23 protein-coding genes are annotated in these 23,541 nt (G+C 69.4%); 10 read left to right on the top strand and 13 right to left on the bottom strand.

All coding sequences use genetic code 11. The features are described from left to right. Positions 1–31: 31 nt before the first annotated feature. Complete coding sequence (locus OG966_RS23040; RefSeq protein WP_326651678.1) at positions 32–712, bottom strand: response regulator transcription factor; 681 nt, start codon at positions 710–712, stop codon at positions 32–34. A gap of 41 nt (positions 713–753) precedes the next feature. Next, positions 754–1,953: a sensor histidine kinase gene (locus OG966_RS23035; protein WP_326651676.1), complete on the bottom strand. Its 1,200-nt coding sequence runs from the start codon at positions 1,951–1,953 to the stop codon at positions 754–756. 96 nt (positions 1,954–2,049) lie between these two features. On the opposite strand from OG966_RS23035, the gene OG966_RS23030 reads away from it, so the two are divergent. Beyond that, complete coding sequence (locus tag OG966_RS23030) at positions 2,050–3,054, top strand: SAM-dependent methyltransferase (protein ID WP_326651675.1); 1,005 nt, start codon at positions 2,050–2,052, stop codon at positions 3,052–3,054. 23 nt (positions 3,055–3,077) lie between these two features. Continuing rightward, positions 3,078–4,220, top strand: a complete 1,143-nt coding sequence (locus tag OG966_RS23025; protein ID WP_326651674.1) for an NADH-quinone oxidoreductase subunit D — start codon at positions 3,078–3,080, stop codon at positions 4,218–4,220. A gap of 64 nt (positions 4,221–4,284) precedes the next feature. Here the strand turns inward: OG966_RS23025 and OG966_RS23020 are convergent, their stop codons facing one another. The 4 genes from OG966_RS23020 to OG966_RS23005 all read right to left on the bottom strand — a co-directional run bounded on the left by OG966_RS23020 (position 4,285) and on the right by OG966_RS23005 (position 7,753). Continuing rightward, positions 4,285–5,268 (bottom strand): hypothetical protein, encoded by a 984-nt coding sequence (locus OG966_RS23020; protein ID WP_326651673.1) that lies wholly within the window; start codon positions 5,266–5,268, stop codon positions 4,285–4,287. A gap of 84 nt (positions 5,269–5,352) precedes the next feature. Further along, positions 5,353–6,324 (bottom strand): ABC transporter substrate-binding protein, encoded by a 972-nt coding sequence (locus OG966_RS23015; protein ID WP_326651672.1) that lies wholly within the window; start codon positions 6,322–6,324, stop codon positions 5,353–5,355. Between the two features lie 35 nt (positions 6,325–6,359). After that, positions 6,360–7,037, bottom strand: coding sequence for an ABC transporter permease (locus OG966_RS23010; protein WP_326651671.1), 678 nt, complete (start codon positions 7,035–7,037; stop codon positions 6,360–6,362). Continuing rightward, complete coding sequence (locus tag OG966_RS23005; protein ID WP_326651670.1) at positions 7,037–7,753, bottom strand: ABC transporter permease; 717 nt, start codon at positions 7,751–7,753, stop codon at positions 7,037–7,039. Before OG966_RS23005 ends, OG966_RS23010 begins: the two co-directional genes overlap by 1 nt. A gap of 127 nt (positions 7,754–7,880) precedes the next feature. On the opposite strand from OG966_RS23005, the gene OG966_RS23000 reads away from it, so the two are divergent. Further along, a complete protein-coding gene (locus OG966_RS23000) occupies positions 7,881–9,035 on the top strand; it encodes an ABC transporter ATP-binding protein (protein ID WP_326651669.1) in 1,155 nt (384 codons plus the stop codon). Positions 9,036–9,207: 172 nt separating this feature from the next. Here OG966_RS23000 and OG966_RS22995 read toward each other — a convergent pair whose 3' ends face one another. After that, positions 9,208–10,320, bottom strand: a complete 1,113-nt coding sequence (locus tag OG966_RS22995) for an alpha/beta hydrolase (RefSeq protein ID WP_326651668.1) — start codon at positions 10,318–10,320, stop codon at positions 9,208–9,210. A 146-nt stretch (positions 10,321–10,466) separates the two neighbouring features. Between OG966_RS22995 and OG966_RS22990 the strand changes: the two genes are divergently transcribed. From OG966_RS22990 to OG966_RS22965, 6 genes are all read left to right on the top strand, one after another. Then, positions 10,467–12,299 carry a phosphatidylglycerol lysyltransferase domain-containing protein gene (locus tag OG966_RS22990; RefSeq protein ID WP_326651667.1) on the top strand — a complete coding sequence of 611 codons (1,833 nt, stop codon included), beginning with the start codon at positions 10,467–10,469 and terminating at the stop codon, positions 12,297–12,299. Positions 12,300–12,422: 123 nt separating this feature from the next. Continuing rightward, positions 12,423–13,280, top strand: a complete 858-nt coding sequence (gene folP, locus OG966_RS22985; RefSeq protein ID WP_326651666.1) for a dihydropteroate synthase — start codon at positions 12,423–12,425, stop codon at positions 13,278–13,280. Beyond that, positions 13,277–13,723, top strand: a complete 447-nt coding sequence (locus OG966_RS22980) for a nuclear transport factor 2 family protein (RefSeq protein ID WP_326651665.1) — start codon at positions 13,277–13,279, stop codon at positions 13,721–13,723. Before folP ends, OG966_RS22980 begins: the two co-directional genes overlap by 4 nt. A gap of 189 nt (positions 13,724–13,912) precedes the next feature. Beyond that, positions 13,913–14,272, top strand: coding sequence for a dihydroneopterin aldolase (gene folB, locus OG966_RS22975; protein WP_326651664.1), 360 nt, complete (start codon positions 13,913–13,915; stop codon positions 14,270–14,272). Continuing rightward, positions 14,269–14,892 (top strand): 2-amino-4-hydroxy-6-hydroxymethyldihydropteridine diphosphokinase, encoded by a 624-nt coding sequence (gene folK / locus OG966_RS22970; protein ID WP_326651663.1) that lies wholly within the window; start codon positions 14,269–14,271, stop codon positions 14,890–14,892. The genes folB and folK overlap by 4 nt, the downstream gene beginning before the upstream one ends. 62 nt (positions 14,893–14,954) lie before the next feature. After that, positions 14,955–15,434: a DUF3180 domain-containing protein gene (locus OG966_RS22965; protein ID WP_326651662.1), complete on the top strand. Its 480-nt coding sequence runs from the start codon at positions 14,955–14,957 to the stop codon at positions 15,432–15,434. 148 nt (positions 15,435–15,582) lie between these two features. On the opposite strand, the gene folE is transcribed toward OG966_RS22965, so the two are convergent. The 6 genes from folE to dacB form a co-directional block, all read right to left on the bottom strand. Next, entirely contained in the window at positions 15,583–16,188 is a 606-nt protein-coding gene (gene folE, locus OG966_RS22960) for a GTP cyclohydrolase I FolE (protein WP_326651661.1), read from the bottom strand. 118 nt (positions 16,189–16,306) lie between these two features. After that, positions 16,307–18,337, bottom strand: coding sequence for an ATP-dependent zinc metalloprotease FtsH (ftsH, locus tag OG966_RS22955; RefSeq protein ID WP_326651660.1), 2,031 nt, complete (start codon positions 18,335–18,337; stop codon positions 16,307–16,309). 172 nt (positions 18,338–18,509) lie between these two features. Continuing rightward, entirely contained in the window at positions 18,510–19,049 is a 540-nt protein-coding gene (gene hpt / locus OG966_RS22950) for a hypoxanthine phosphoribosyltransferase (RefSeq protein ID WP_326655330.1), read from the bottom strand. A gap of 51 nt (positions 19,050–19,100) precedes the next feature. Beyond that, positions 19,101–20,174: a tRNA lysidine(34) synthetase TilS gene (gene tilS, locus OG966_RS22945; protein WP_326651659.1), complete on the bottom strand. Its 1,074-nt coding sequence runs from the start codon at positions 20,172–20,174 to the stop codon at positions 19,101–19,103. A gap of 186 nt (positions 20,175–20,360) precedes the next feature. Beyond that, the gene (locus OG966_RS22940) at positions 20,361–21,488 is read right to left on the bottom strand and encodes a zinc-dependent metalloprotease (protein ID WP_326651658.1); all 1,128 of its coding nucleotides are present in this window, start codon (positions 21,486–21,488) and stop codon (positions 20,361–20,363) included. A gap of 67 nt (positions 21,489–21,555) precedes the next feature. After that, complete coding sequence (dacB, locus tag OG966_RS22935; protein WP_326651657.1) at positions 21,556–22,959, bottom strand: D-alanyl-D-alanine carboxypeptidase/D-alanyl-D-alanine endopeptidase; 1,404 nt, start codon at positions 22,957–22,959, stop codon at positions 21,556–21,558. 86 nt (positions 22,960–23,045) lie between these two features. Here dacB and OG966_RS22930 point away from each other — a divergent pair, with 86 nt between their 5' ends. Beyond that, positions 23,046–23,540, top strand: a complete 495-nt coding sequence (locus OG966_RS22930; RefSeq protein ID WP_108151010.1) for an inorganic diphosphatase — start codon at positions 23,046–23,048, stop codon at positions 23,538–23,540. The last annotated feature ends 1 nt before the right edge of the window (position 23,541 follow it).

The raw sequence follows: 23,541 nt of genomic DNA, 5'->3' as shown, positions 1-23,541 counted from the left end.
CGCTCCGTGCGGACGGGCGCCGTGCCCCGCGTCAGGAAGAACTCGCTCCGCCGCCCGCACGCACCAGCCCGGTCTCGTACGCGAGCACCACCACCTGCACCCGGTCCCGCAGGCCCAGCTTGGTGAGGATGCGGCCCACATGGGTCTTGACCGTGGCCTCGGAGAGGACGAGGCGCGCGGCGATCTCTCCGTTCGACAGGCCCTGCGCGACCAGGAGCATCACTTCGCGCTCCCGCCCGGTGAGTCGCTGAAGCTCCTTGCGCTGCGGCTCGGGGGAGCTGCTCGGCAGCATCGGCGAGAAGCGGTCCAGCAGCCGACGCGTCGTGGACGGCGCGACAACCGCGTCGCCGCTGTGCACCGACCGGATCGCGCCGAGCAGCTCGGCGGGCGGCACATCCTTGAGCATGAAGCCGCTGGCGCCTGCCTTCAGGCCGGAGAACGCGTACTCGTCCAGGTCGAACGTCGTCAGTATCAGCACCTTCGGGGCGTCCGGCTCGGCACAGATCCGCCGCGTCGCCTCCACGCCGTCCAGCCTCGGCATGCGTACATCCATCAGCACCACGTCCACGGCGGTGGAGCGGAGGTTCTCGATCGCCTCCGCCCCGTCGCCCGCCTCCGCGACGACCTCCATGTCCGGCTGGGCGGCGAGCACCATCCGGAACCCGGTCCGGAGCAGCACCTGATCGTCGACGAGCATCACGCGGATGGACATGTCAGTGAGGCCTCGATCTCTGCTGGGATCCGGTGGGATCGCTAGTGGGCGGGCTTGAGGGGGAGCAGTGCGCTGATCCGGAAGCCGCCGCCGGGCCGCGGCCCCGCGTCGAGCGTGCCGCCGACCATACCGACGCGCTCCCGCATGCCGATGAGCCCGTGGCCCCGGCCGTCGGCACCGCCGTCCTCGTACAGCTCGTGCGACGAACCGCGGCCGTCGTCCTCCACCAGCAGTCCGAGGCCGTCGTCGAAGTAGACGAGCCGCACGCTGGCGCCGGCCTCGGGCCCGCCGTGCTTGCGGGTGTTGGTCAGCGCCTCCTGGACGATGCGGTAGGCGGTGAGCTCGACGCCGCTCGGCAGCGGCCGCGACGTTCCCTCGATCTTGAAGTCCACGGTCAGGCCCGCGACGCGCACCTGCTCGACCAGGTCCTCGATCTGCTGGACATCGGGCTGCGGGACATACTCACCGCTCTCCGGGGCGTCTCCCGTACGCAGTACGCCGAGCAGCCTGCGCATCTCCGCGAGCGCCTGGCGGCCGGTGCTCGAGATGGTCTCCAGCGCCTGCTTGGCCTGGTCGGGGGCGGCGTCCAGGACATACGCGGCACCGTCGGCCTGCACCACCATCACCGAGACGTTGTGCGCGACGACGTCATGCAGCTCGCGGGCGATCCGCGCGCGTTCGGCCGCGACCGCGACCTTCGCCTGTGCCTCGCGCTCCCGCTCCAGCCGGGTTGCCCGCTCCTCGAGCTGCGCGAAGTACGCCCGCCGGGTGCGTATCGAGTCGCCGAGCACCCAGGCCAGGGCGAACGGCACACTCATGACGATGGTGAAGAAGATCTTGCCGCCGGCGCCGGTGTTCTCCACCGGCCAGCGCAGCTGCGCCAGCGTGGCCGCGGACAGCCCGCCGGCGAGCGCCAGCCGGGAGGCCCAGCGCGCCCCGTCGTGCGCGGTGACGGTGTAGATGATCACCAGCATCGCGAAGTCGGCCGGGTTGACCTCGACGTCCAGCGCGAGCTGGGCGACTCCCAGCGCCGCGGCGAGTACCAGCATCTGCTCCGGCATCCGGCGGCGCAGCGCCACGACCAGACTCAGCAGCAGAACGATCAGAGCCGCGGAGATACGGGGCTCGATACCGACGGGTACCTGTATCACCCACAGCATGGAGAACCCGAAGAGCATGACAGCCCAGAAGCTGTCGACGCCCGTCGGGTGTCTGCGGATGAAGTCGTAGAGGCGCTGCACGTAACCCAGCGTAGGGAAAGGAGATAGGTGCAAGTGTCAACCGGAGGGGCGATCCGGTCGGCGGAAGCGTACTCCGCAAGGTGGAGACTTGTGCGCGTGACGGATGAGACGTGTCAGTGGCGGGGATGGCGGGAAGCGACGGAGGCAGCGCTGTACGGGCCCGGCGGCTTCTATCTGCGGCCCGAGGGACCGGGCGGACACTTCCGTACGTCGGTGCACGCGTCGCCGCTGTTCGCCTCGGCGGTCGCCCGGCTGCTGGTCACCACGGCGGAGCCGCTCGATCTCGACGAGGTGGCACTGGTCGACGTCGGCGCGGGCCGCGGCGAGCTTCTCACCGGGGTGCTGGCCGCGTTGCCGTCCGGTTTCCCGGTACGGGCGTACGCCGTGGAGCGTGCGGCCCGTCCCGCGGGCCTGGACCCCCGCATCGAATGGACCGCCGAGCCCCCGGCCGGTGTGAGCGGGCTGCTCTTCGCCAACGAATGGCTGGACAACGTCCCGGTGGATGTCGCCGAGACCGACCCGGACGGCGTCGCACGGTATGTCCTCGTCCGCGCGGACGGCACCGAACGGCTCGGCTCCCCGGTCTCCGGAGCGGACGCCGAGTGGCTGGCCCGCTGGTGGCCGCTGCCCGAGCCGGGGATGCGGGCGGAGATCGGCCGTCCGCGGGACGAGGCATGGGCGCGGGTGGTGGGCACGCTCAAGGCGGGCCTCGCGGTCGCCGTCGACTACACACACGCCCTGGAGACGCGGCCGCCGTTCGGCACCCTGACGGGTTTCCGGGCGGGCCGCGAGGTACGTCCCTTCCCGGACGGCAGTTGCGACATCACCGCACATGTGGCCCTGGACGCGTGCGCGCTGCCCGGCGCCCGGCTGCGCACCCAGCGCGAGGTGCTGCGGGACCTGGGCATCACCGGCGAACGCCCCCCGCTGTCGCTGGCCACCTCCGACCCCGCGGCGTACGTCCGCGCACTCGCCGGTGCCGGGGAGGCGGCCGAACTGACGGCGCGGGGCGGCCTCGGCGACTTCGGCTGGCTGGTGCAGCGACAACCCGGCCCGTCCGGCGTCCGGGGAGCGGGGTCCGGGGCGGCGCCCCAGGAGTGACACGTACGGGGGATACTGTCGCCATGACGGAGACGACGGTCGGCATCGGCGGCGCGGCGGAGAGCACCGACATGGTGCTCAACATCGGTCCCCAGCATCCCTCCACGCACGGCGTGCTCCGCCTCCGGCTCGTACTGGACGGGGAGCGCATCCGGCACGCCGAGCCGGTCATCGGCTATATGCACCGCGGCGCCGAGAAGCTCTTCGAGGCGCGCGACTACCGGCAGATCGTGATGCTGGCCAACCGCCACGACTGGCTCTCCGCGTTCTCCAACGAGCTCGGCGTCGTCATGGCCGTCGAGCGGATGCTCGGTATGGAGGTCCCGGAGCGCGCGGTCTGGACCCGTACGCTCCTCGCCGAGCTCAACCGGGTCCTCAACCACCTCATGTTCCTCGGGTCGTACCCGCTCGAACTGGGCGGCATCACGCCGATCTTCCACGCGTTCCGCGAGCGCGAGGATCTCCAGCACGTGATGGAGGAGGTCTCCGGCGGCCGGATGCACTACATGTTCAACAGGGTCGGCGGGCTCAAGGAGGACCTTCCGGCGGGCTGGCTCGGCCGCGCCCGCGAGGCCGTCGACGCCCTCCGCTCCCGGATGGACATCTACGACCGGCTGGTACTCGGCAACGAGATCTTCCGCGGCCGTACCCGCGATGTGGGTGTGCTCACGGCCGGGACGGTCCACGCGTACGGAGTGAGCGGCCCGATCGCCCGCGCCTCGGGTGTCGACTTCGATCTCCGGCGCGACGAGCCGTATCTGGCGTACGGGGAGCTGCAGGACACGCTGAAGGTCGTGACCCGCACGGAGGGCGACTGTCTGGCCCGCTTCGAGGTTCTCCTCGACCAGACGCACAACGCGCTGGACCTGGCGCAGGCGTGCCTGGACCGGATCTCCGAGCTGCCGCCGGGCCCGATCAACCAGCGTCTGCCGAAGGTCCTCAAGGCACCCGAGGGCCATACGTACGCCTGGACCGAGAACCCGCTCGGCATCAACGGCTACTACCTGGTCTCCAAGGGAGAGAAGACGCCCTACCGGCTGAAGCTGCGCTCGGCGTCGTACAACAACATCCAGGCGCTGACGGAGCTGCTGCCGGGCACACTGGTGGCCGACATGGTGGCGATCCTGGGCTCGCTGTTCTTCGTCGTCGGCGACATCGACAAGTAATCGACTGATCGACAAGTAGCGGACGGGACGACAGGCCGGCAAGCAGCGTCCGCGACGTCGTCGGTCAGGAAATCGCGGTGCGCAGCTCGGCGACGTCCAACTGCTCCGTCTCGTCGTGCGCCGTCAGGTCGATCACCTTGCCGACCGCGCGGTCGTCCGTCGTGTCCTGTGCGGCCAGGGCCTCCTCGCCCACCACATCGGCGAGGTCCTCGTTCTGCGCGGCCTCGATCGCCTTCTGCGCACCCGCGCCCTCGGCCGTGCCGAAGAAGTCGAAGCCGCCCTCGGGGCGTGCGGGGCGGCGCTTGGGACCGTACGGAACGATCGCTGTCGCGGCGGGGACGCGACGACGGGCGGGGACGGCGGACGTCGGGCGGGTGTGCTGCTCTCCCCCGGCGGCCGCCGCGTGCTTCCCCTGCGGTTCGTCCGCCTCCCGGGCCCGCTCGGCCAGATCGCGTTGACGGGCTTCTTCGACGGTGCGCTTCGCCTCCTGCGCGGCGGCGTTGCGCGACAGATCGTCCAGCGCCTTGGAAGCGCGGAGGAACGTGGACAGGGTGGGCGTGGACCCGGCCGGGGGCAGCGCCCTGACCGGTGCGGCCGCTTCGAGCGCGAGCTGCCTGCGGCCCTCGAGCGCGCTGGCCCGCTCGGTCTCCGCCGTCGCGTACCGCCGCAGCAGCGCGGCGTGCTCGTTGCGCAGCGCGGCGAGCTCGACCCGCTTGGCGCGCAGCCTCGCGTCGAGCTTGGTACGCAGCTCGCGCGATTCCTCGATATCCGTCTCGAGTTCGGCTATGCGCTCCTCGGTCTTCCACTCGTCGCTCGCGCGGGCGCGCGTGAGTTCCGCGACGCGGCGGCCGGCGTTCCGGTCCCAACTCCGCATGAGGACCGCGCCGGTGACAGCCGCCGCTGCGGCGGCTCCGACCAGGGAGCGGAGCATGATTGGCTCCGCCAGAAACCACGCGCCGGCGGCACACAAAACCGACGCTCCGGCTACCGCCGAAGGCGGCAGCATCCTGTGCAGGGGCGGGGAATGGCGATGGCGTCCACGTGGCATGGCCTGAAATTTACCGTGCGCAGTCGCCGAATGGGGTGTCGGCCCGGCAAATCTCTGGATGAAGAACGCCGGGCCGACCCGTCTCTACTTCTTGAGCAAGCCCTTGGACTCCAGATAGGCCTTCGCCGCGTCCTCGGGCTTCGCGCGCTCGGCGTCGACCTTGCGGTTCAACTCGGCAAGATCCTCGGTCGTCAGCGCCTTGGTGAGCTTGTCGAGCGCGTCGGCTATCTCCTTGGCGCCCGCGTCCTTGGCATTGACCACCGGAAGGACGTTGTCGGCGTTCTGGAGCTTCTTGTCGTCCTCCAGGAAGACCAGGCCGTCGAGCACCGCGTCCGTGGTGGTGGTCAGCACAAGCTGGTCGTCACCGTCCTTGACCGCCTGCTTCGACTGCGGGGTGCCGACTCCCTTGGGGTCGATACCCGAGACGTCGATGCCGTACGTCTTCTTCAGACCCGGTGCGCAGAACGGCCGCACCTCGCACTCGTCGCCTGCCGCGATCTTCACCTTCAGCTTCGACTTCCCAAGATCGGAAAGCGTCTTGAGCTTGTTCTTCCCGGCGAATTCCTTGCTCACCGCGAAGGCGTTCTGGTCGACGGCCGCACCGGCGGGAAGCACCTTCAGTCCGCGCGGCCCGGCGAGCTTCGTAAGCGCCGCCACGGTGGCGGTGACATCGCTGGATGCCACCGGCTTCTCGTCGGGCGCCTTCGGCCCGTTCACCTTCGCGTTGAGGAATTCGGCGGCCGTCGCGGCGTATTCCGGTACGACGTCGATCTCGCCCTTCTCCAGCGAGGGCTCGTACAACTCACGGTTCTTCACCGTGGTGACGGACGTCTTGTAGCCGGCGTCGGCCAGGATCTGCGCATACAGCTCGGCGAGCACCTTGGACTCGGTGAAGGACGCAGCGCCGACGACGAGCCTGCCTTTCGTGCCCGCCCCACCGGCCGATGCGGAGCCACCCTTGCCCTTCTCCAGGCTGTCGCCACCGCATGCGGCGAGAGAACCCGTCAGGGCCACCACACCGAGTACCGCGCCCGCGATGCGCGAGGTCTTGATCATCAGGTTCTCCGTCCACAGCAAAGGGTTGAGCGTCGTCACACGGACGACGCGGTCTTACGCAGGGGGTTCAGCAGCCGGTCGGCCGCCACCAGCACGCCTTCCACCAGCAGCGCGAGAAGCGCCGCGAGGAGCGCGCCCGCGACGACCTGCGGGGTGTTGTACGTGTTGAAGCCGGCGGTGATGATCCGGCCCAGGCCGCCCTGGCCCACCATCGAGGCGATGGTGGCCGTGGCCACCACCTGGACCGCGGCGGACCTCAGCCCGGTCATGAGCAGCGGGTAGGCGAGGGGAAGCTCGACCCGCAGGAAGAGCTGGCCGCCGGACATCCCCATCCCGCGAGCTGCCTCCACCACCGCCCGGTCGACTTCCCGCATACCGACATAGGCGTTGGTCAGCAGCGGAGGCACGGCGAAGAGCACCAGGGCGATGATCGTCGGCAGATAGCCGGCGCTGCGCAGCGGTGTGAGCATGAAGAGGGCGAGGACCGCGAAGACCGGGATCGCCCGGCCGGCGTTGGAGATGTTGACCGCGAGTGCGCCTCCCTTGCCGAGGTGCCCCAGCCACAGCGCGACAGGCAGGGCGATCGCGCAGGCCAGTAGGAGAGCCACCCCGCTGACGTACACATGCTCGCCCAGGCGGTGCCAGGCGCCGCTCTCCCCCGACCAGTTGGAGCCGGTGGTGAGCCAGGTCCACGCGTCGGCCACTACCCCCATCAGTTCGTGCCCTTCGCCGTGCGTATTCGGTTCGCCGGGCGTATGCGGGTCCAGGGCGTCAGCAACCGCTGCGCGCCGAGCAGCAGCACATCGGCTACGGCCGCCAGCAGCACGCAGAGCACGGATGCGGTCAGCACCTGCGCCTTGAAGGTGGTCTGCACGCCGTCGTCTATGAGATTGCCGAGACCGCCCTTGCCGACCAGCGCGCCGACCGTCGTCAGCGCGACCGTCGAGACGGTCGCGATGCGCAGGCCCGCCATCAACGCGGGCAACGCGAGGGGAAGTTCAACCTCCCAGAGCAGCCGGCCCGATCCGTACCCCATCCCGCGCGCGGCCTCCCGCGCCTCGTCGGGCACCGCGTCGAGTCCGGCCATGATGTTCCGTACGACGATGGTGAGCGAGTACAGCACCAGGCCGGTCACCACCAGCGCCGCCGAGAGCCCGAATACCGGCAGCAGCAGAGAGAACATCGCCAGCGACGGGATGGTGTAGAGCAGCGTCGTGAGTCCGAGGACCGGGCCCGCGAACCGCGGTGCGGCGCGGGCGAGCAGCGCCAGCGGAAACGCGACGGCAAGACCGATCAGAACCGACACCACGGTGATCCAGACATGCTGAATCGTGGCATCGGTCAATTCCTGGCTGCGGGTGCGGAGGTACTCCCCGCAGATCCAGTCATTGGCCGCCAGACAGCTCTGCGCAGCCTGCTGCGTACTCATGCCCCCCACCTCCCCGGCGGTGCCGAACGTATGTCTGGCGACCATATCCCCGACCACTGACAATCGCCGAGGGCCGCCACATTGCAGCAATATGGCTTTCACACAACACCCGTCACAATGGGGAACCATGATCCGTTTCGAGCAGGTCACCAAGCGGTACCCGGACGGGACGACGGCGGTCGACGACCTGTCGTTCGAGGTCGCCGAGGGCGAACTGGTCACGCTCGTCGGACCGTCCGGCTGCGGGAAGACCACGACCATGAAGATGGTCAATCGCCTTATCGAGCCGAGCAGCGGCCGGATATTCCTGGACGGGAACGACATATCCGCCATCGATCCGGTCCAACTGCGGCGCCGTATCGGCTATGTGATCCAGCAGGTCGGTCTTTTCCCGCACAAAACGGTCCTGGAGAACACCGCGACCGTCCCCCATCTCCTCGGCTGGAAGCGCGGCAAGGGCCGTGAGCGCGCCGCCGAACTCCTCGACCTGGTCGGCCTCGACCCGTCCGTCTACGGCGACCGCTACCCCGAGCAGCTCTCCGGCGGTCAGCGCCAGCGCGTCGGTGTGGCCCGGGCGCTGGCGGCCGACCCGCCCGTGCTGCTGATGGACGAGCCGTTCGGGGCGGTGGACCCGGTGGTGCGCGAGCATCTGCAGAACGAGTTCCTGAGACTTCAGTCCCAGGTCCGCAAGACCGTGCTCTTCGTCACCCACGACATCGAGGAGGCCGTCCGCCTCGGCGACCGTATCGCCGTCTACGGCCAGGGGCGGATCGAGCAGTTCGACGTACCGGCGGCGGTGCTCGGCACCCCCGCCACCCCGTACGTCGCGGACTTCGTCGGCGCCGACCGCGGTCTCAAGCGCCTCTCGGTCACCCCTATCGAGAAGGGTGATCTGGAGCAGCCGCCGGTCGTCCATCTCGACGACCCGCTGCCCCACAAGCTCGGCTCCCGCTGGGCCGTCGTCCTGGACGCCGAGGACAATCTGCACGGCTGGATCTCGGCCGAGCAGACCGGCGCGACGGGATCCGTACGCGAACACGCCCGCCGGATGGAGGCGTGGCTGCCGGTCGGCGCCTCGCTCAAGCAGGCGTTCTCCACCATGCTCCAGCACGACGCGGGCTGGATCGCGGTCATCGACGAGGAGGAGACCGGGCGCTTCCTCGGCGTCCTCACACCGGCGCGGCTGCACGAGGCCCTGCGCCGCTCCATCGACGCGGACGCGCAGGACATCCCGCGCACCGAAGTCGCGCTGGAGACGATCGAAACGGTCAAGACGACCTGAGACCGACGACGCTCCGAGCCTTGCGAAGCCCTGAGCCCAACGACGCTCCGGGCCTTGCGAAGCCCTGAGACCGACGACGCTCCGGGCCTTGCGAGGCGCTGAGGTCAACGACACTCCGAGCCTTGCGAGGCGCTGAGACCTGGCAGCTCTCAGCTCTGCGAAGCGCTCAGGCCTACGAAGCACTGAGCCTGCCGCTGATCCAGGTCAGCGCCGGCGGAATCTCGCGCCGCCAGGTGTTGAAGTTGTGCCCGCCGCTGTCGAGCGTGATCGACGAGACGCGCGCGGGCGACTTCACCTTCTTGATGAAGGCCAGCGTCGCCTTGAGGTTCGCCTCGCCCGCCTTCGAGGTCGTGACCAGGAAGGACGACTTCCCCTGCGGCAGGTGGTCCAGGCTCCACAGCAGATTGGCCCGGCTCTTCTCCTTCTTCCTGCCGTGGAAGAGATCACCGGTCGTCGGGTCGTCGGCGGCCTTGTAGTACGCGGAGAGGCCCGCGCTCGCCCCGAACTGCTCCGGGTGGTGCATCGCGATCTTCAGTGCGCAGTAACCACCGGTGGAATTCCCGATGAAGCCCCAGTTCCGCGGCTTGGTCCCGACCCGGTACGTCTCCGAGATCGCCTTCGGCAGATCCTTGGCGAAGAAGGTCTCCGTCTGCGGCCCGTCCGGTACGTCCACGCACTCGGTGTCCCGCGGCGGCGCGACGGTCGGCCGCAGCATCACCAGGATCATCGGCCGCATCTTGCCTTCCTTGGCCTGCATGAAGGCCGTCCTCGGGTACTTCAGGCCCTTGAGCAGGTTCTCCGCGGTTCCCGGGTATCCGGTCAGCACGACGGATGCCGGAAATGTGCTCTTCTCGTATTTCGCCTGGAAATACTCCGGCGGCAGATAGACGTACGCAGGGCTGTCGATCTTCGACTTTTCGCCCACCACGACGACCTTTTGTATCTGACCGCCCGTCGCGGGCCGCGAGCCGCCCGGAACATCCAGCTTCTGCGTGCCGACAACCTTGACGCGCTTGCCGTCGGCCGAGTGGTCCACCACCACACCCATGTCCTGTTCCTGACCGAAGAGGTCGGACCAAGAGCCGTAGAAGAGGAAGGAGTTGTTGGCCGCGAGGCCGACGGCACTGAAGAGCGCGAGCTGGGTCGCCAGCAGCAGCCCGACCCTGCCCGTCACGGCACGCCAGCTGCGGCGCGAGAGCCGCGGCCAGAGCCAGACGGTGGTCGCAAACAGCAGCACGGCCACGATGATCGCCAAGGCCAGGACTTTGTTACTGGTCAGACCCATGAGTCGCGTGAGCTTTCTTCCTTGAGAATTTCCTGTGAATGAGTGAACCCGCCCCCCGGAAGTCCCGTCCTAGAGAGAGCAAATCGTCCGCAGCCACTCACATGAGGCTCACGGACACAGGATCTCTCGCGGAATCACGGGAAGCGATGTCTGCAACGGTAGATGGGGACAAATCAGGATTGGTTCCGGATCGGGTACGTCGCGTGTTGCGCGGCCCCCGACCGGAGGCGGTCCCTGCGCTGGTCGGCACGGCCTGCACGCTCGTCGGCCTGATCGACGTTGCCGCCGGGGTCTTTCCCCGTTTCCGGCACAGTCGGATGCACACACTCGCCGAGGTGCTGCCGGGGTCCACCGGCCCGTTCGCCGCGGCGCTCTCACTCTGCGCCGGCGTACTTCTGCTCCTGCTCGCCCACGGGCTCAAGCGCCACAAGCGCCGCGCCTGGCGGGCCGCGGTGATTCTGCTGCCCGCCGGGGCCGTGGGGCAGTTCGTCTACCGCCACTCGGTGATCGGCGCGCTGGTCTCGCTGGTGCTGCTGACGCTGCTGCTGCGCCACCGGGGCGAATTCGCAGCGCTGCCCGACCCACGCAGCCGCTGGAAGGCGCTCGCCAACTTCATCCTCATGGGCGCCGGTTCGCTGGGCCTCGGCCTGGTCATCGTCAGCGTGCACCCCGGCAACGAGGTCGGCAGCCCCAGCCTCACCGACCGCCTCGAGCACGTCCTGTACGGACTCTTCGGCTTCGAGGGTCCCGTCGACTACGGCGACGGGGTGTCCTGGACGGTCGGCTACTCTCTCGGCGCGCTCGGTCTGCTGACCGCCGTCACCACCATCTATCTCGCCTTCCGCCCGGAGCACCCGGCCGCGCGCCTCACCGAGGACGACGAGAACCGTCTGCGTGACCTGCTCACCAGGCACGGTGGCCGGGACTCACTGGGCCACTTCGCGCTCCGCCGCGACAAGGCCGTCGTCTTCTCCCCGAGCGGCAAGGCCGCCGTCACCTACCGCGTGGTCTCCGGCGTGATGCTCGCCAGCGGCGACCCGATCGGCGACGTCGAGGCCTGGCCCGGCGCCATCGAGCGCTTCATGGACGAGGCCAAGGCGCACTCCTGGACCCCGGCGGTGATGGGCTGCTCGGAGACCGGCGGCGAGGTCTGGACCCGGGAGACCGGTCTGGACGCGCTGGAGCTGGGTGACGAGGCGGTGGTGGACGTCGCGGATTTCTCCCTCACCGGGCGCGCGATGCGAAACGTGCGTCAGATGGTGAAGCGCATCGAGCGCAATGGCTACGAAACCCGGGTACGGCGCGCTCGTGACCTCTCCGACCAGGAGCTCGAGCAGATCCGGCAGGCCGCGGCGGCCTGGCGCGGCACCGACACCGAGCGCGGCTTCTCGATGGCGCTGGGCCGGATAGGCGACCCGGCCGACGGCGACGCCGTGATCGCCACCGCGCACAAGGAAGACGCCGACTCTCCGTACGGCGACCTGAAGGCGATCATCCACTTCGTTCCGTGGGGCGCGGACGGTATGTCCCTGGAGCTGATGCGCCGCGACCGCTCCGCCGACCCCGGCATGAACGAACTGCTGATCGTCGCAGCGCTGCAGGCCTCTCCCGGGCTGAAGATCGAGCGGGTCTCACTAAACTTCGCGATGTTCCGGTCGGCGCTCGCCCGTGGCGAGAAGATCGGCGCGGGCCCGGTGCTGCGGATGTGGCGCGGCCTGCTCGTCTTCCTGTCCCGCTGGTTCCAGATCGAGTCGCTGTACAAGTTCAACGCGAAGTTCCAGCCACGCTGGGAGCCGCGCTTCGTGGTCTTCCGCAACACGCGTGACCTGCCCCGGATAGGTTTCGCCGCGATGCAGGCGGAGGGCTTCGTGAACGTCGCGCTCCCCCGCCTCTTCCCGCGCCACCGCCCGGCCCGCCAGCCGCGCCCCTGCGCGCACACCACCATCCACAAGGCAGAACACGAGGTCCGCGCGGCGTGAGACCCGAGCCGTTGGCTGTGGGCGTATCCCGTACCCCACAGCCGGGGGCCGGCGGATGCGGCCGACCCCTCCCCGGCCCACCGGCGTGACTTCCGCCCCGCCCGGCGGGCCTAGGCTGGGCGTATGAGTACGTTGCGTGAACGGGGCAGGGCAGACGGCCTGCCGGAGTGGGATCGCTGTGCGGTCATGGGAGTCGTCAATGTGACGCCCGATTCCTTCTCCGACGGCGGCCGCTGGTTCAACACCACCGCCGCGGTCAAGCGCGGCCTCGATCTCGTCACCGAGGGCGCCGACCTCGTCGACGTCGGCGGCGAGTCCACCAGGCCGGGTGCCAGCCGGGTGGACGAGGACGAGGAGCTGCGGCGGGTCCTACCCGTCGTACGCGGCCTGTCGGCCGAAGGCGTCACCGTCTCCGTGGACACCATGCGCGCCACCGTCGCCGAGCAGGCCGTCGCGGCCGGCGCGGTGCTCGTCAACGACGTGAGCGGCGGCCTCGCCGACCCCCGCATGGTCCCGGCGGTCGCCGCGGCCGGAGTCCCCTTCGTGGTCATGCACTGGCGCGGCTTCAGCCAGGACATGAACAGCCGCGCCGTGTACGCGGACGTGGTCACCGAGGTCGTCGCCGAACTGCGCGAGCGTATGGACGCCGTCATCGCCGGCGGCATCCCGCCCGAACGCCTCGTCATCGACCCGGGCCTCGGCTTCGCCAAGCAGGCCGAGCACGACCTCGCCCTCGTCGCCCACCTCCGCGAACTGCGCGCCCTGGGCCGCCCCGTACTGGTCGCCGCCTCCCGCAAACGGTTCCTCGGCCGCGTACTGGCGAGGGAGGGCGCACCGCCGCCGGCCCGGGAGCGCGACGCCGCCACGGCCGCGGTCTCCGCGATCGCGGCGCACGAGGGCGCGTGGGCGGTGCGGGTCCATGAAGTACGGGCGACGGCCGACGCCGTCCGCGTCGCGCGGGCCGTCGAGGCCGCCCGGTGAGCCGCACCGACGTAGAGCTGGTCGAAGAGGCCAACACCACGTTCTACGAGACGATGGAGCGCGGAGACTTCGAGGAACTCTCCGGTCTCTGGCTCGAGGACGACATCTCGTGCATCCACCCCGGCTGGCCGGTGCTCTCGGGCCGCGGCGAGGTGCTCCGCTCGTACGCGCTGATCATGGCGAACACCGAGTACATCCAGTTCTTCCTCACCGATGTGACGGTGAGCCTGGCCGGCGACACCGCGCTGGTGACCTGCACCGAGAACATCCTCAGCGGCGGCCCGGCCGAGGAGAGCGGCGCGCTCGGACCGCTCGTCGGGCAACTCGTCGTAGCCACCAATGTGTTTCGCCGCACATCGGACGGATGGAAGATCTGGTCACATCACGGTTCACCCGTCCTGACGGAAAGCGACGACGAAGAGGACGACGAGACCCCTTCTTGAGTAGGTGAGCGGACTCTTGGGGATTGGAAATCCGGGTCCCGGGTAGGGCGGCTACCAGCCTCGCGACATGCCTTTCCACAACCCCCGTGGGCTAGCACTGTCGGTGCCCGCAGGTAGATTCGAATGGGGACACCGAGCCACCCGCACGTGGCTGTGTGCCCGCAACCAACGACAGCAGGAGTGATTCGCGTGGATCGTGTCGCGCTGCGCGGCCTCAAAGCCCGCGGGCACCATGGCGTCTTCCCCCGGGAGCGCGAGGAAGGGCAGACCTTCATCGTGGACCTGGTGCTGGGCCTCGACACCCGCCCCGCCGCGGCCGGCGACGACCTGGCGAAGACCGTGCACTACGGCATTGTGGCCGAGGAGGTCGTCGCCGTCGTCGAGGGCGAGCCCGTCGACCTCATCGAGACCCTGGCCGAGCGGATCGCCCAGCAGTGCCTCAAGCACGACGGCGTGGAAGAGGTCGAGGTGGTCGTGCACAAGCCGGACGCCCCGATCACCGTGCCCTTTGACGACGTGACCATCACGATCACCCGGAGCCGAGTATGACCGTTTCTTCGTCGTTCCCCTCGGACTGGACGCAGAGCGACCCGACCGTGCAGCCGGTGCCCGCCTCCGTGGTGGAACAGGTCGACGCGGCCGACGTCACGCTGTCCAATCCGAAACGGGCCGTGATCTCTCTCGGCTCCAACCTGGGCAACCGCCTGGAGACGCTCCAGGGCGCGATCGACGCACTCGAGGACACGCCGGGCCTCCGGGTCAAGGCGGTCTCTCCGGTGTACGAGACGGAGCCGTGGGGCGTCGCTCCCGGCAGCCAGCCCTCGTACTTCAACGCGGTGGTCGTGATCAAGACCACACTGCCCCCGTCCTCCCTGCTGGAGCGCGGACAGGCCATCGAAGAAGCCTTCGAGCGGGTCCGGGAGGAGCGCTGGGGTCCGCGCACGATCGACGTCGACATCGTGGCGTACGCGGATGTCGTCTCGGACGACCCGCTGCTCACCCTTCCCCATCCGCGGGCACATCAGCGCGCCTTCGTACTCGCCCCGTGGTACGACGTGGAGCCGGAGGCACAGCTGCCGGGCCGCGGCCCGGTCGTCGAACTGCTGGCCGGCGTCGGCCAGGACGGTGTGCTTCCCCGAGCCGACCTGGAACTCCGTCTGCCCGACTAGTCGTTAGGCTCTTCGGGCCCTTATGGCACACGACACACGACACACAGAATGCGGGGCGCTGGGTGAAGCAACTGCGGCTCGGAGTACTGGCCGGTCTCTTCATCGTGGCGGGAGTACTGAGCTGGGGCGGCGCACGGCTCTGGGAATCGTTCGGCACACTGCCGAGCGTGCCGCTGGCCGCGCCGATCGTGCTGGCGGTGATCGCGGTGATCCTCACCGCGACCGCGCTCTCGCTCCGCGCCCGCCTGAAGGCACAGCGCGAGCGGCGCCCCGGTGCGAAGGGCGTGGAGCCGCTGATGGCGGCGCGCGCGGTGGTCTTCGGCCAGGCGAGCGCTCTCGTGGCGGCGCTGGTCTGCGGGTTGTACGGCGGGACGGGCGTGTTCCTGCTGGGCTCCCTGGACATCCCGGCGCGCCGGGACCAGGCGATCTACGCGGGCTTCTCGGTGGTCGCGGGCATCGCAGTGATCGCGGCGGCGTTCTTCCTGGAGCGGGTCTGCAAACTCCCTGAGGACGACGACGAAAACAGGGCACCGGCGTCGTGAGCGGCGCGCAACCGGCCCTGGGGGCCGGTCCGCGCCCGCCGGCCACGTTCACCCTCTGCTTGCCCGGAAGCCTGCACCCCGTCGCTATCCGCCTGGATCATCGATCAACTCACTGATCCAGGACGGTATCGGGCCACTGACCCACCGGCTATCGCGCCAGTATCAGGCTCATCGCCTCGGCGCGCGTGGTGGCGTCACGCAGCTGACCGCGCACCGCCGACGTGGTCGTCTTGGCGCCGGGCTTGCGGATGCCCCGGACCGACATGCACATGTGCTCCGCCTCGATGACCACGATCGCGCCGCGCGCCTCGAGGATGCGCATCAGCGAGTCCGCGATCTGCGTGGTGAGTCGTTCCTGCACCTGCGGCCGACGGGCAAACACATCGACGAGGCGGGCCAGCTTCGACAGGCCCGTGATCTTGCCCGTGTCGGCCGGGATGTAGCCGACGTGGGCAACTCCATGGAACGGCAGCAGATGGTGCTCGCACAGAGACACGATTTCGATGTCCTTCACCAGGACCATCTCGTCGTGCCCCAGATCGAACGTCGTCGTCAGGACGTCCTCGGGCTCCTGCCGCAGCCCGGCCAGGAGCTCCCTGTACGCGCGCGCCACACGGCCCGGCGTCTCGCGCAGACCCTCGCGGTCCGGGTCCTCCCCGACCGCGATGAGGAGCTCGCGTACGGCGTTCTCGGCCCGCTTCTCGTCGAACTCGCCGATCGTGCCTTCGCCGTCCAGCGTCACCGGGTCGGTCATCTGTGCCTCGTTCCTGTGCTTTCGCGTGCGTGCATACGAGAATGCCGCGCCCCCCAGGCTAAAACCTGGGGGGCGCGGCATTCATTCCGGGCCCCGTGTGACCGGAGCGCCGGCTGGGTCAGGCTTCCGGACGCTCCTCCGGGACCGCCTCCACAGCGGGAGCGGCATCCGTCGGCACCGCGCCGTTGGCGCCATTGGAGCCGGCGGCGCCGTTGGTCAGCGCCAGCTCCTTCGGCGAGAGCACCGGCGGCCGCGTGGACGGCGTACGCCTCGAGGAGCCGGTCCACGCGGGGCGGGCCGGGCGCCGTACGAGGGGCGCGAAGATCTCGGCGATCTGCTCCTTGCCGAGGGTCTCCTTCTCCAGCAGCTGGAGGACCAGGTTGTCGAGAACGTCGCGGTTCTCGACGAGGATCTCCCAGGCCTCGTTGTGCGCCGTCTCGATGAGCTTCTTGACCTCTTCGTCGACGAGCGCGGCAACCTCTTCCGAGTAGTCGCGCTGGTGACCCATCTCACGGCCCAGGAACGGCTCGGTGTTGTCGCCACCGAACTTGATCGCGCCGAGCCGCTCGGTCATGCCGTACTGCGTGACCATCGCGCGGGCCGTGGTCGTGGCCTTCTCGATGTCGTTGGCCGCACCGGTGGTCGGGTCGTGGAAGACGAGCTCCTCGGCCGCGCGCCCGCCCAGCATGTACGCCAGCTGGTCGAGCATTTCGTTGCGCGTGGTCGAGTACCTGTCCTCATCCGGCAGGACCATGGTGTAGCCGAGCGCACGGCCACGGGACAGGATCGTGATCTTGTGGACCGGGTCGGAGTTCGGCGAAGCCGCCGCGACCAGGGCGTGACCGCCCTCGTGGTACGCGGTGATCTTCTTTTCCTTGTCCGACATGATCCGGGTCCGCTTCTGCGGGCCCGCCACGACGCGGTCGATCGCCTCGTCCAGGGCGTGGTTGTCGACCAGCTTCTTGTCGCCGCGTGCGGTGAGCAGCGCGGCTTCGTTCAGCACGTTCGACAGGTCCGCGCCGGTGAAGCCAGGCGTACGACGGGCAACGGCGCCCAGGTCGACGTCCGGGGCGACCGGCTTGCCCTTCTGGTGGACCTTGAGGATCTCCAGACGGCCCTGCATATCGGGACGGTCGACGGCGATCTGCCGGTCGAACCGGCCCGGGCGCAGCAGCGCCGGGTCGAGGATGTCCGGCCGGTTGGTGGCGGCGATCAGGATGACGCCGCCCTTCACGTCGAAGCCGTCCATCTCGACGAGCAGCTGGTTCAGCGTCTGCTCGCGCTCGTCGTGGCCACCGCCGAGACCCGCACCGCGGTGCCGGCCGACGGCGTCGATCTCGTCGACGAAGACGATCGCCGGGGCGTTCGCCTTGGCCTGCTCGAAGAGGTCACGCACTCGGGAGGCACCGACGCCGACGAACATCTCGACGAAGTCGGAACCCGAGATCGAGTAGAAGGGGACGCCCGCCTCGCCCGCGACGGCGCGAGCGAGCAGCGTCTTGCCCGTACCGGGCGGGCCGTACAGCAGCACACCCTTCGGGATCTTGGCACCGACCGCCTGGAACTTGGCCGGCTCCTGCAGGAACTCCTTGATCTCGTGGAGTTCCTCGACGGCCTCGTCGGCCCCCGCCACATCGGAGAAGGTCGTCTTCGGAGTGTCCTTGGTGATCAGCTTGGCCTTGGACTTCCCGAAGTTCATGACTCGGGAGCCGCCGCCCTGCATCTGATTCATCAGGAACAGGAAGACCACGACGATGAGGACGAAGGGCAGCAGCGAGAGCAGCACCGAGACGAACGGGCTCTGCTTCGACGGCGAGACGGTGTAACCCTTCTCGATGTCACCCGCTTCGTACTTCTTTTGCAGAGTGGCCGCAAGATCAGCACCCTGGGTGCCGATATAGCTGGCCTGGATCTTGTCGCCGCCCTTGACCTTCTGGCCGTCCTTCAGATCGACCTTGATGATCTGTTCGTCGCCGGTGGTCAGCTTGACCTGGTCGACCTGGTTCTTGTCGATCGCCTGGACGACCTCGCCAGTGTCCACCGTCTTGTAGCCGCCGGACGAGCCGACGACCTGCATCAACACGACCACGGCGAGGACGGCCAGCACGATCCACATGACCGGCCCACGGAAGTATCGCTTCACGTCCATCCATACGGAGCGAAATCGCCCCGTCCCTCCTGCCCGTAGGTAAATGCTGCTGTGAGAAAAGACTGTTCTTCGGACGGTACCCCAGCATCGTCACCGCGACCGCACGGTACGGCTGACAAACCCGCCCTCCCATCCTCCAACGGCGAGAAGGGGGCTGAGGTTCCCGACGGCGTCAGCCGCCGTAGACGTGCGGCGCGAGTGTGCCGACAAATGGCAGATTGCGGTACTTCTCCGCATAGTCCAGCCCGTACCCGATGACGAACTCATTCGGGATGTCGAAGCCGATCCACTTCACGTCGATCGCCACCTTTGCGGCATCCGGCTTACGCAGCAGAGTGCAGACCTCGAGGGAGGCCGGCTCGCGCGAACCGAGGTTCGACAGCAGCCACGAGAGCGTGAGGCCGGAGTCGATGATGTCCTCGACGATCAGGACGTGCTTGCCCTTGATGTCGGTGTCCAGGTCCTTGAGGATCCGGACCACGCCCGAGGACTGGGTGCCCGCGCCGTAGGACGACACCGCCATCCAGTCCATCGTGACGGGGGTGGACAGCGCACGCGCCAGGTCCGCCATCACCATCACGGCGCCCTTGAGGACACCGACGATGAGCAGGTCCTTGTCCGCGTATTCCGCGTCGATCTTCGCAGCCAGTTCAGCCAGCTTCGCGTCGATCTCTTCCTTGGTGATAAGCACCGACTGGAGGTCGGTGCCCATGTCCTTCTCGTTCACCCGGGTCACTTTCGTTGTGCATTCGCTGCAGCTGCGTCAGCCTTGCCGGATGACCAGTCTGCCACCCTGCCGCCGTGCCTCGACGCGCCCAGGCAAATTGATGGCCCCCTGACCGCGCCAGCTCGTGATCAGCCGGTCGACTTCCTCGACGTGCCGCGCGAAGAGCGAGCCGGCGGGCGCACCGGCCTCGATGGCGGCCCGGCGCAGCACCCGGCGGCGGACGGCGGGCGGCAGCGCATAGAGCTTCGCGCACTCGAGCCGCCCGGCGTCGTCACGTACGGAGGAGTCCACGTCGGCGGCCCAGGTGTCCAGGGCGTCCGCGTCGTCGCGGGACAGCTGCGCGGTACGGGCGAGGGCCTCGACGACGCCCTTGCCGAGCGCCTTCTCCAGGGCGGGCAGGCCCTCATGGCGCAGCCGGGACCGGGTGTAGGCGGGGTCGGCGTTGTGCGGGTCGTCCCAGACGGGCAGCGACTGGACCATGCAGGCCTTGCGGGCGGTCTGCCGGTCGAGCTGGAGGAAGGGACGGCGGTAACGGCCGGCCGCCCCCGAGACGGCCGCCATTCCGGAGAGCGAGCGGATGCCGGAGCCGCGGGCGAGTCCCAGCAGGACGGTTTCAGCTTGATCATCGCGCGTGTGGCCGAGCAGCACGGCCGCGGCTCCATGGCGCTCTGCGGCGTCGTCGAGGGCGGCGTAGCGGGCATCGCGGGCCGCGGCCTCGGGGCCGCCCTCGCGGCCGACCCGTACGGCGATGGCATCGACGGGGTCGAGCTGCAGCGCGGTGAGCCGTGCGGCGACTTCGGCGGCGCGGAGGTCGGAACCGTCCTGGAGGCCGTGGTCGACAGTGATGCCCCCGGCCCGGACGGAGAGTTTGCGGGCCTCGAAGGCGAGGGCGGAGGCGAGGGCCATGGAGTCGGCGCCGCCGGAGCACGCCACGAGGACGAGCGGCTGCTCGCCTGAGGGCGCGTGGTGGAGGGGGGAGGTCGCGGAGGAGCGCGCGGGAGCCGCGTGGCCCACGGAGCGTGCGACACGTTCGCAGTGTTCGGTGAGTACGTCGTGGAGTACGCGGCGGACCGCCAGGCGTATCGCCGCGACCGCAGGATGGGGACCCATGTCCGGTGCCCTTCGTGAAAGTTGGGGGGTGCCTCGGTCGGAGTCGGGACGGAAGTTCAGTCACTCAGAGTGCGTCGATGGTGACAGAACCGGGCCGATACCCGAGCATTGCACGCCTACCCATTGCCTACGGTCCCTCGGATGGGTGATTAGGGGGGCGTCCTTCTGCCGTCGGACGCCGCCCGATCACGACTCTGCTTTACGGTGCACCCTCGCGACCCAGTCCGCCGGTTTGGCGATCTCCGCCTTGGTGGGGAGGGTGTTCGGAGACGTCCAGACCCGGTTGAATCCCTCCATACCGACCTCCTCGACCACGGAGCGCACGAAGCGCTCGCCGTCGCGGTACTGACGCAGCTTGGCGTCGAGCCCCAGGAGCTTGCGCAGCGCCTGGTCGAGACGGCTCGCGCCACGTGCCCTGCGCTGCTGGAACTTCTCCCGGATCTCGGCGACGGACGGCACGACATCGGGTCCGACACCGTCCATCACGAAGTCCGCATGGCCTTCCAGCAGCGACATCACGGCGGTCAGCCGACTGAGGATCTCGCGCTGGGCCGGGGTCTGCACCAGCTCGACGATGGAGCGGCCCTCGTCCTCCTCGCCCTCGGGACGGGCGCCGGAGAGGGACTGGGCGGCCTCCCGGAGCCGCTCCAGAACGGTCATGGGGTCGACCTCGGTCTCGCCGAGAAATGACTGGATCTCGCCTTCGAGATGGTCCCGAAGCCACGGCACACCGGTGAACTGGGTGCGGTGGGTCTCCTCGTGCAGGCAGACCCAGAGCCTGAAGTCGTGCGGGTCGACCTCGAGTTCACGCTCGACATGGACGATGTTCGGGGCGACGAGGAGCAGCCGTCCGCCGCCGTTCTGACCGGCGGGCAGCTCGCGGGTGGCGGGTGCGAAGGTCTCGTACTGTCCGAGGACCCTCGAGGCCAGGAACGACAGCAGCATGCCCAGCTCGACGCCGGTCACCTTGCCGCCGACCGCGCCGACCAGCGCACCGCCCGGGCTGCCGGAGCGGCGCTCCTGCATCTTGTCCAGCAGCGGCTTGAGCAGCTCGCGGAAGCCCGCGACATTCGCCTTGACCCAGCCCGCCCGGTCCACGACGAGGACAGGGGTGTCCTGCGGCTCATGGCCTTCGGGGATCATCCGGGTGAAGGACCGCACATGCTCTTCGGAGGATTTGGCATGCCTGCGCAGTTCGGCGACGACGGCACGCGCCTCGTCCCGGCTCACGTCGGGGCCCGGCCGCACGAAGCGGGTTGCGGTCGCCACGGCGAGGTTCCAGTCGACCATCTCGACACCACCGATGCTCGTCATGCGTCAACCGTACGTTGTCGGCTCCGGCGGCGGTGAGGTGTTGGGACCGGCCGATTCGCCGGGTACGTCACGAGGCCAGTGCGGCGGCCAGCCGGTCCAGGGCGGGCTGGGCGGCCTCCGCGGAGGGGGTGCTCCCCGCCAGGAAAGCGAAGGCGAGGAGGCGTCCGTCCGGGGCGACGACCGTGCCTGCCAGGGCGTTGACGCCGCTCAGGGTGCCGGTCTTGGCGCGCACTAGGCCGGTACCCGGCGAGGTGGCGCCGTAGCGGGTCTGCAGTGTGCCGCTGAAGCCTGCGACCGGGAGGCCGGTCAGGACCGGGCGCAGTTCGGGGTGGGCCGGGTCGGCGGCGCGGGTCAGCAGCGCGGTCAGCAGGCTCGCGGAGATTCTGTCGGCGCGGCTCAGACCGCTGCCGTCGGCGAAGTGCGCGCCGGTCAACGGCAGCTTCAGTTTGCCGAGTTGCCTGGTGACGGCACGCGCCGCGCCGTCGAAACTCGCCTCTTCGCCCGCCGCGATCGCGGTCTGCCGGGCAAGTGATTCGGCGATGTCGTTGTCGCTGGTGGTGAGCGCCCGCTCGACCAGTGCCGAGAGCGGTGGGGAGAGGACCTTGGCGAGAGGGACCGAACCGGCCGAGGGCCGGCCGGAGGCGGGTGCCGCGGAGCTGTCGATGCCGCGCTCGGACAGCAGGCGCCCGAAGGCGCGGGCCGCGTCGCCGGCCGGGTCCCCGGTGCGCGCGGCGTTGCCGGTGGTCCTGTCGTCGATCCGCCCCTGGCCGACCATCAGCGCGCTGACCCGGGCGATGTTGCCGTTGGGGCCGATGGGGTGCTGCCCCGGGCCCGCGTAGAGCGAAGTGTCGTACATGAGACGGACCGTGGTGGTCCCTCGGTCGCGCAAGGCGCGTGCCGTCCGGTCGGCGAGCCTGCCCAGACCTGCCTTGTCGAGGGTCGCGTCGCCGCCGCCGACCAGGGTGAGCGTCCTGCCGTCCTTGGACGCGACGACCGTGGTGGGCATGCGGTGGTCGGGGCCGAGCGCCGCCAGCGCCGCGACCGAGGTGGCGATCTTGATGGTGGAGGCCGGTGTCATCGGGTCCGCGGCCCCCTTCCCGTACAACTGCCTGCCGGTCGCGACATCGACGACCGAGGCCGTGCGGACAGCTCCGAGCCCCGGGTCGCCCAGGAGCGGCGCGAGCAGCTTCGCGAGCTCGGCGGGCGTGGTCGCCGGAGCGGTGGCGGGCGCGGTCGCGGGGGCGCCGAGCCCGGCGAGCACACCGGGGGCGCTGGGCGCAGGCACCGGCCGCTTCGCCCCGCCGACCTCGTGATGTGCGCCACCCACGTCGCTCTGGGCATCCACCCGCTCCCTCTCGGCCTTACGCTGGCCGGAGTCCCAAGGACCGGCCGCGGCCACCGCCCCGGCAGCGAGGGCGAGGCCGACCACGGCGGCGCCCGCAGCGAGCTGCCACGTCCTGACCTCTGGCACCTCGCACCAGCCCCTTTCGCGATCACACACCTGCGTGAGGGACACTTAACCACCAGACGTATGTGTTGATCATGGAGGAGCCACCCGTGGAGTTCGACGTCACCATCGAGATCCCGAAGGGTTCGCGGAACAAGTACGAGGTGGACCACGAGACCGGTCGGATCCGCCTGGACCGTCGACTCTTCACCTCGACCAGCTACCCGGCCGACTACGGCTTCGTCGAGAACACCCTCGGCGAGGACGGCGACCCGCTGGACGCGCTGGTCATCCTTGACGAGCCGACCTTCCCCGGCTGCCTGATCAAGTGCCGCGCCATCGGAATGTTCCGGATGACGGACGAGGCGGGCGGCGACGACAAGCTGCTGTGCGTGCCGGCCTCCGACCCGCGGGTGGAGCACCTGCGCGACATCCACCACGTGTCCGAGTTCGACCGGCTGGAGATCCAGCACTTCTTCGAGGTCTACAAGGACCTGGAGCCGGGCAAGTCCGTAGAGGGCGCGAACTGGGTCGGCCGCACCGAGGCCGAGGCGGAGATCGAGGCCTCCTACAAGCGCCTCGAGGCGCAGGGCGGGGCTCACTGAG

The organism is Streptomyces sp. NBC_01750, from assembly GCF_035918095.1.
In the GTDB taxonomy this organism is placed as follows: Bacteria; Actinomycetota; Actinomycetes; order Streptomycetales; family Streptomycetaceae; genus Streptomyces.
The sequence above is the reverse complement of the archived record's forward strand: the minus strand, read 5'-3'. Positions and strand labels throughout refer to the sequence as shown.

Bases quoted from the DNA above. Each gene is read 5' to 3' on its own strand.
- OG966_RS23040 (WP_326651678.1), bottom strand. From the start codon at position 712: ATGTCCATCCGCGTGATGCTCGTCGACGATCAGGTGCTGCTCCGGACC.
- OG966_RS23025 (WP_326651674.1), top strand. From the start codon at position 3,078: ATGACGGAGACGACGGTCGGCATCGGCGGCGCGGCGGAGAGCACCGAC.
- OG966_RS23020 (WP_326651673.1), bottom strand. From the start codon at position 5,268: ATGCCACGTGGACGCCATCGCCATTCCCCGCCCCTGCACAGGATGCTG.
- OG966_RS23015 (WP_326651672.1), bottom strand. From the start codon at position 6,324: ATGATCAAGACCTCGCGCATCGCGGGCGCGGTACTCGGTGTGGTGGCC.
- OG966_RS23010 (WP_326651671.1), bottom strand. From the start codon at position 7,037: ATGGGGGTAGTGGCCGACGCGTGGACCTGGCTCACCACCGGCTCCAAC.
- OG966_RS23005 (WP_326651670.1), bottom strand. From the start codon at position 7,753: ATGAGTACGCAGCAGGCTGCGCAGAGCTGTCTGGCGGCCAATGACTGG.
- OG966_RS23000 (WP_326651669.1), top strand. From the start codon at position 7,881: ATGATCCGTTTCGAGCAGGTCACCAAGCGGTACCCGGACGGGACGACG.
- OG966_RS22995 (WP_326651668.1), bottom strand. From the start codon at position 10,320: ATGGGTCTGACCAGTAACAAAGTCCTGGCCTTGGCGATCATCGTGGCC.
- OG966_RS22990 (WP_326651667.1), top strand. From the start codon at position 10,467: ATGTCTGCAACGGTAGATGGGGACAAATCAGGATTGGTTCCGGATCGG.
- folP (WP_326651666.1), top strand. From the start codon at position 12,423: ATGAGTACGTTGCGTGAACGGGGCAGGGCAGACGGCCTGCCGGAGTGG.
- folK (WP_326651663.1), top strand. From the start codon at position 14,269: ATGACCGTTTCTTCGTCGTTCCCCTCGGACTGGACGCAGAGCGACCCG.
- folE (WP_326651661.1), bottom strand. From the start codon at position 16,188: ATGACCGACCCGGTGACGCTGGACGGCGAAGGCACGATCGGCGAGTTC.
- ftsH (WP_326651660.1), bottom strand. From the start codon at position 18,337: ATGGACGTGAAGCGATACTTCCGTGGGCCGGTCATGTGGATCGTGCTG.
- hpt (WP_326655330.1), bottom strand. From the start codon at position 19,049: ATGGGCACCGACCTCCAGTCGGTGCTTATCACCAAGGAAGAGATCGAC.
- tilS (WP_326651659.1), bottom strand. From the start codon at position 20,174: ATGGGTCCCCATCCTGCGGTCGCGGCGATACGCCTGGCGGTCCGCCGC.
- OG966_RS22940 (WP_326651658.1), bottom strand. From the start codon at position 21,488: ATGACGAGCATCGGTGGTGTCGAGATGGTCGACTGGAACCTCGCCGTG.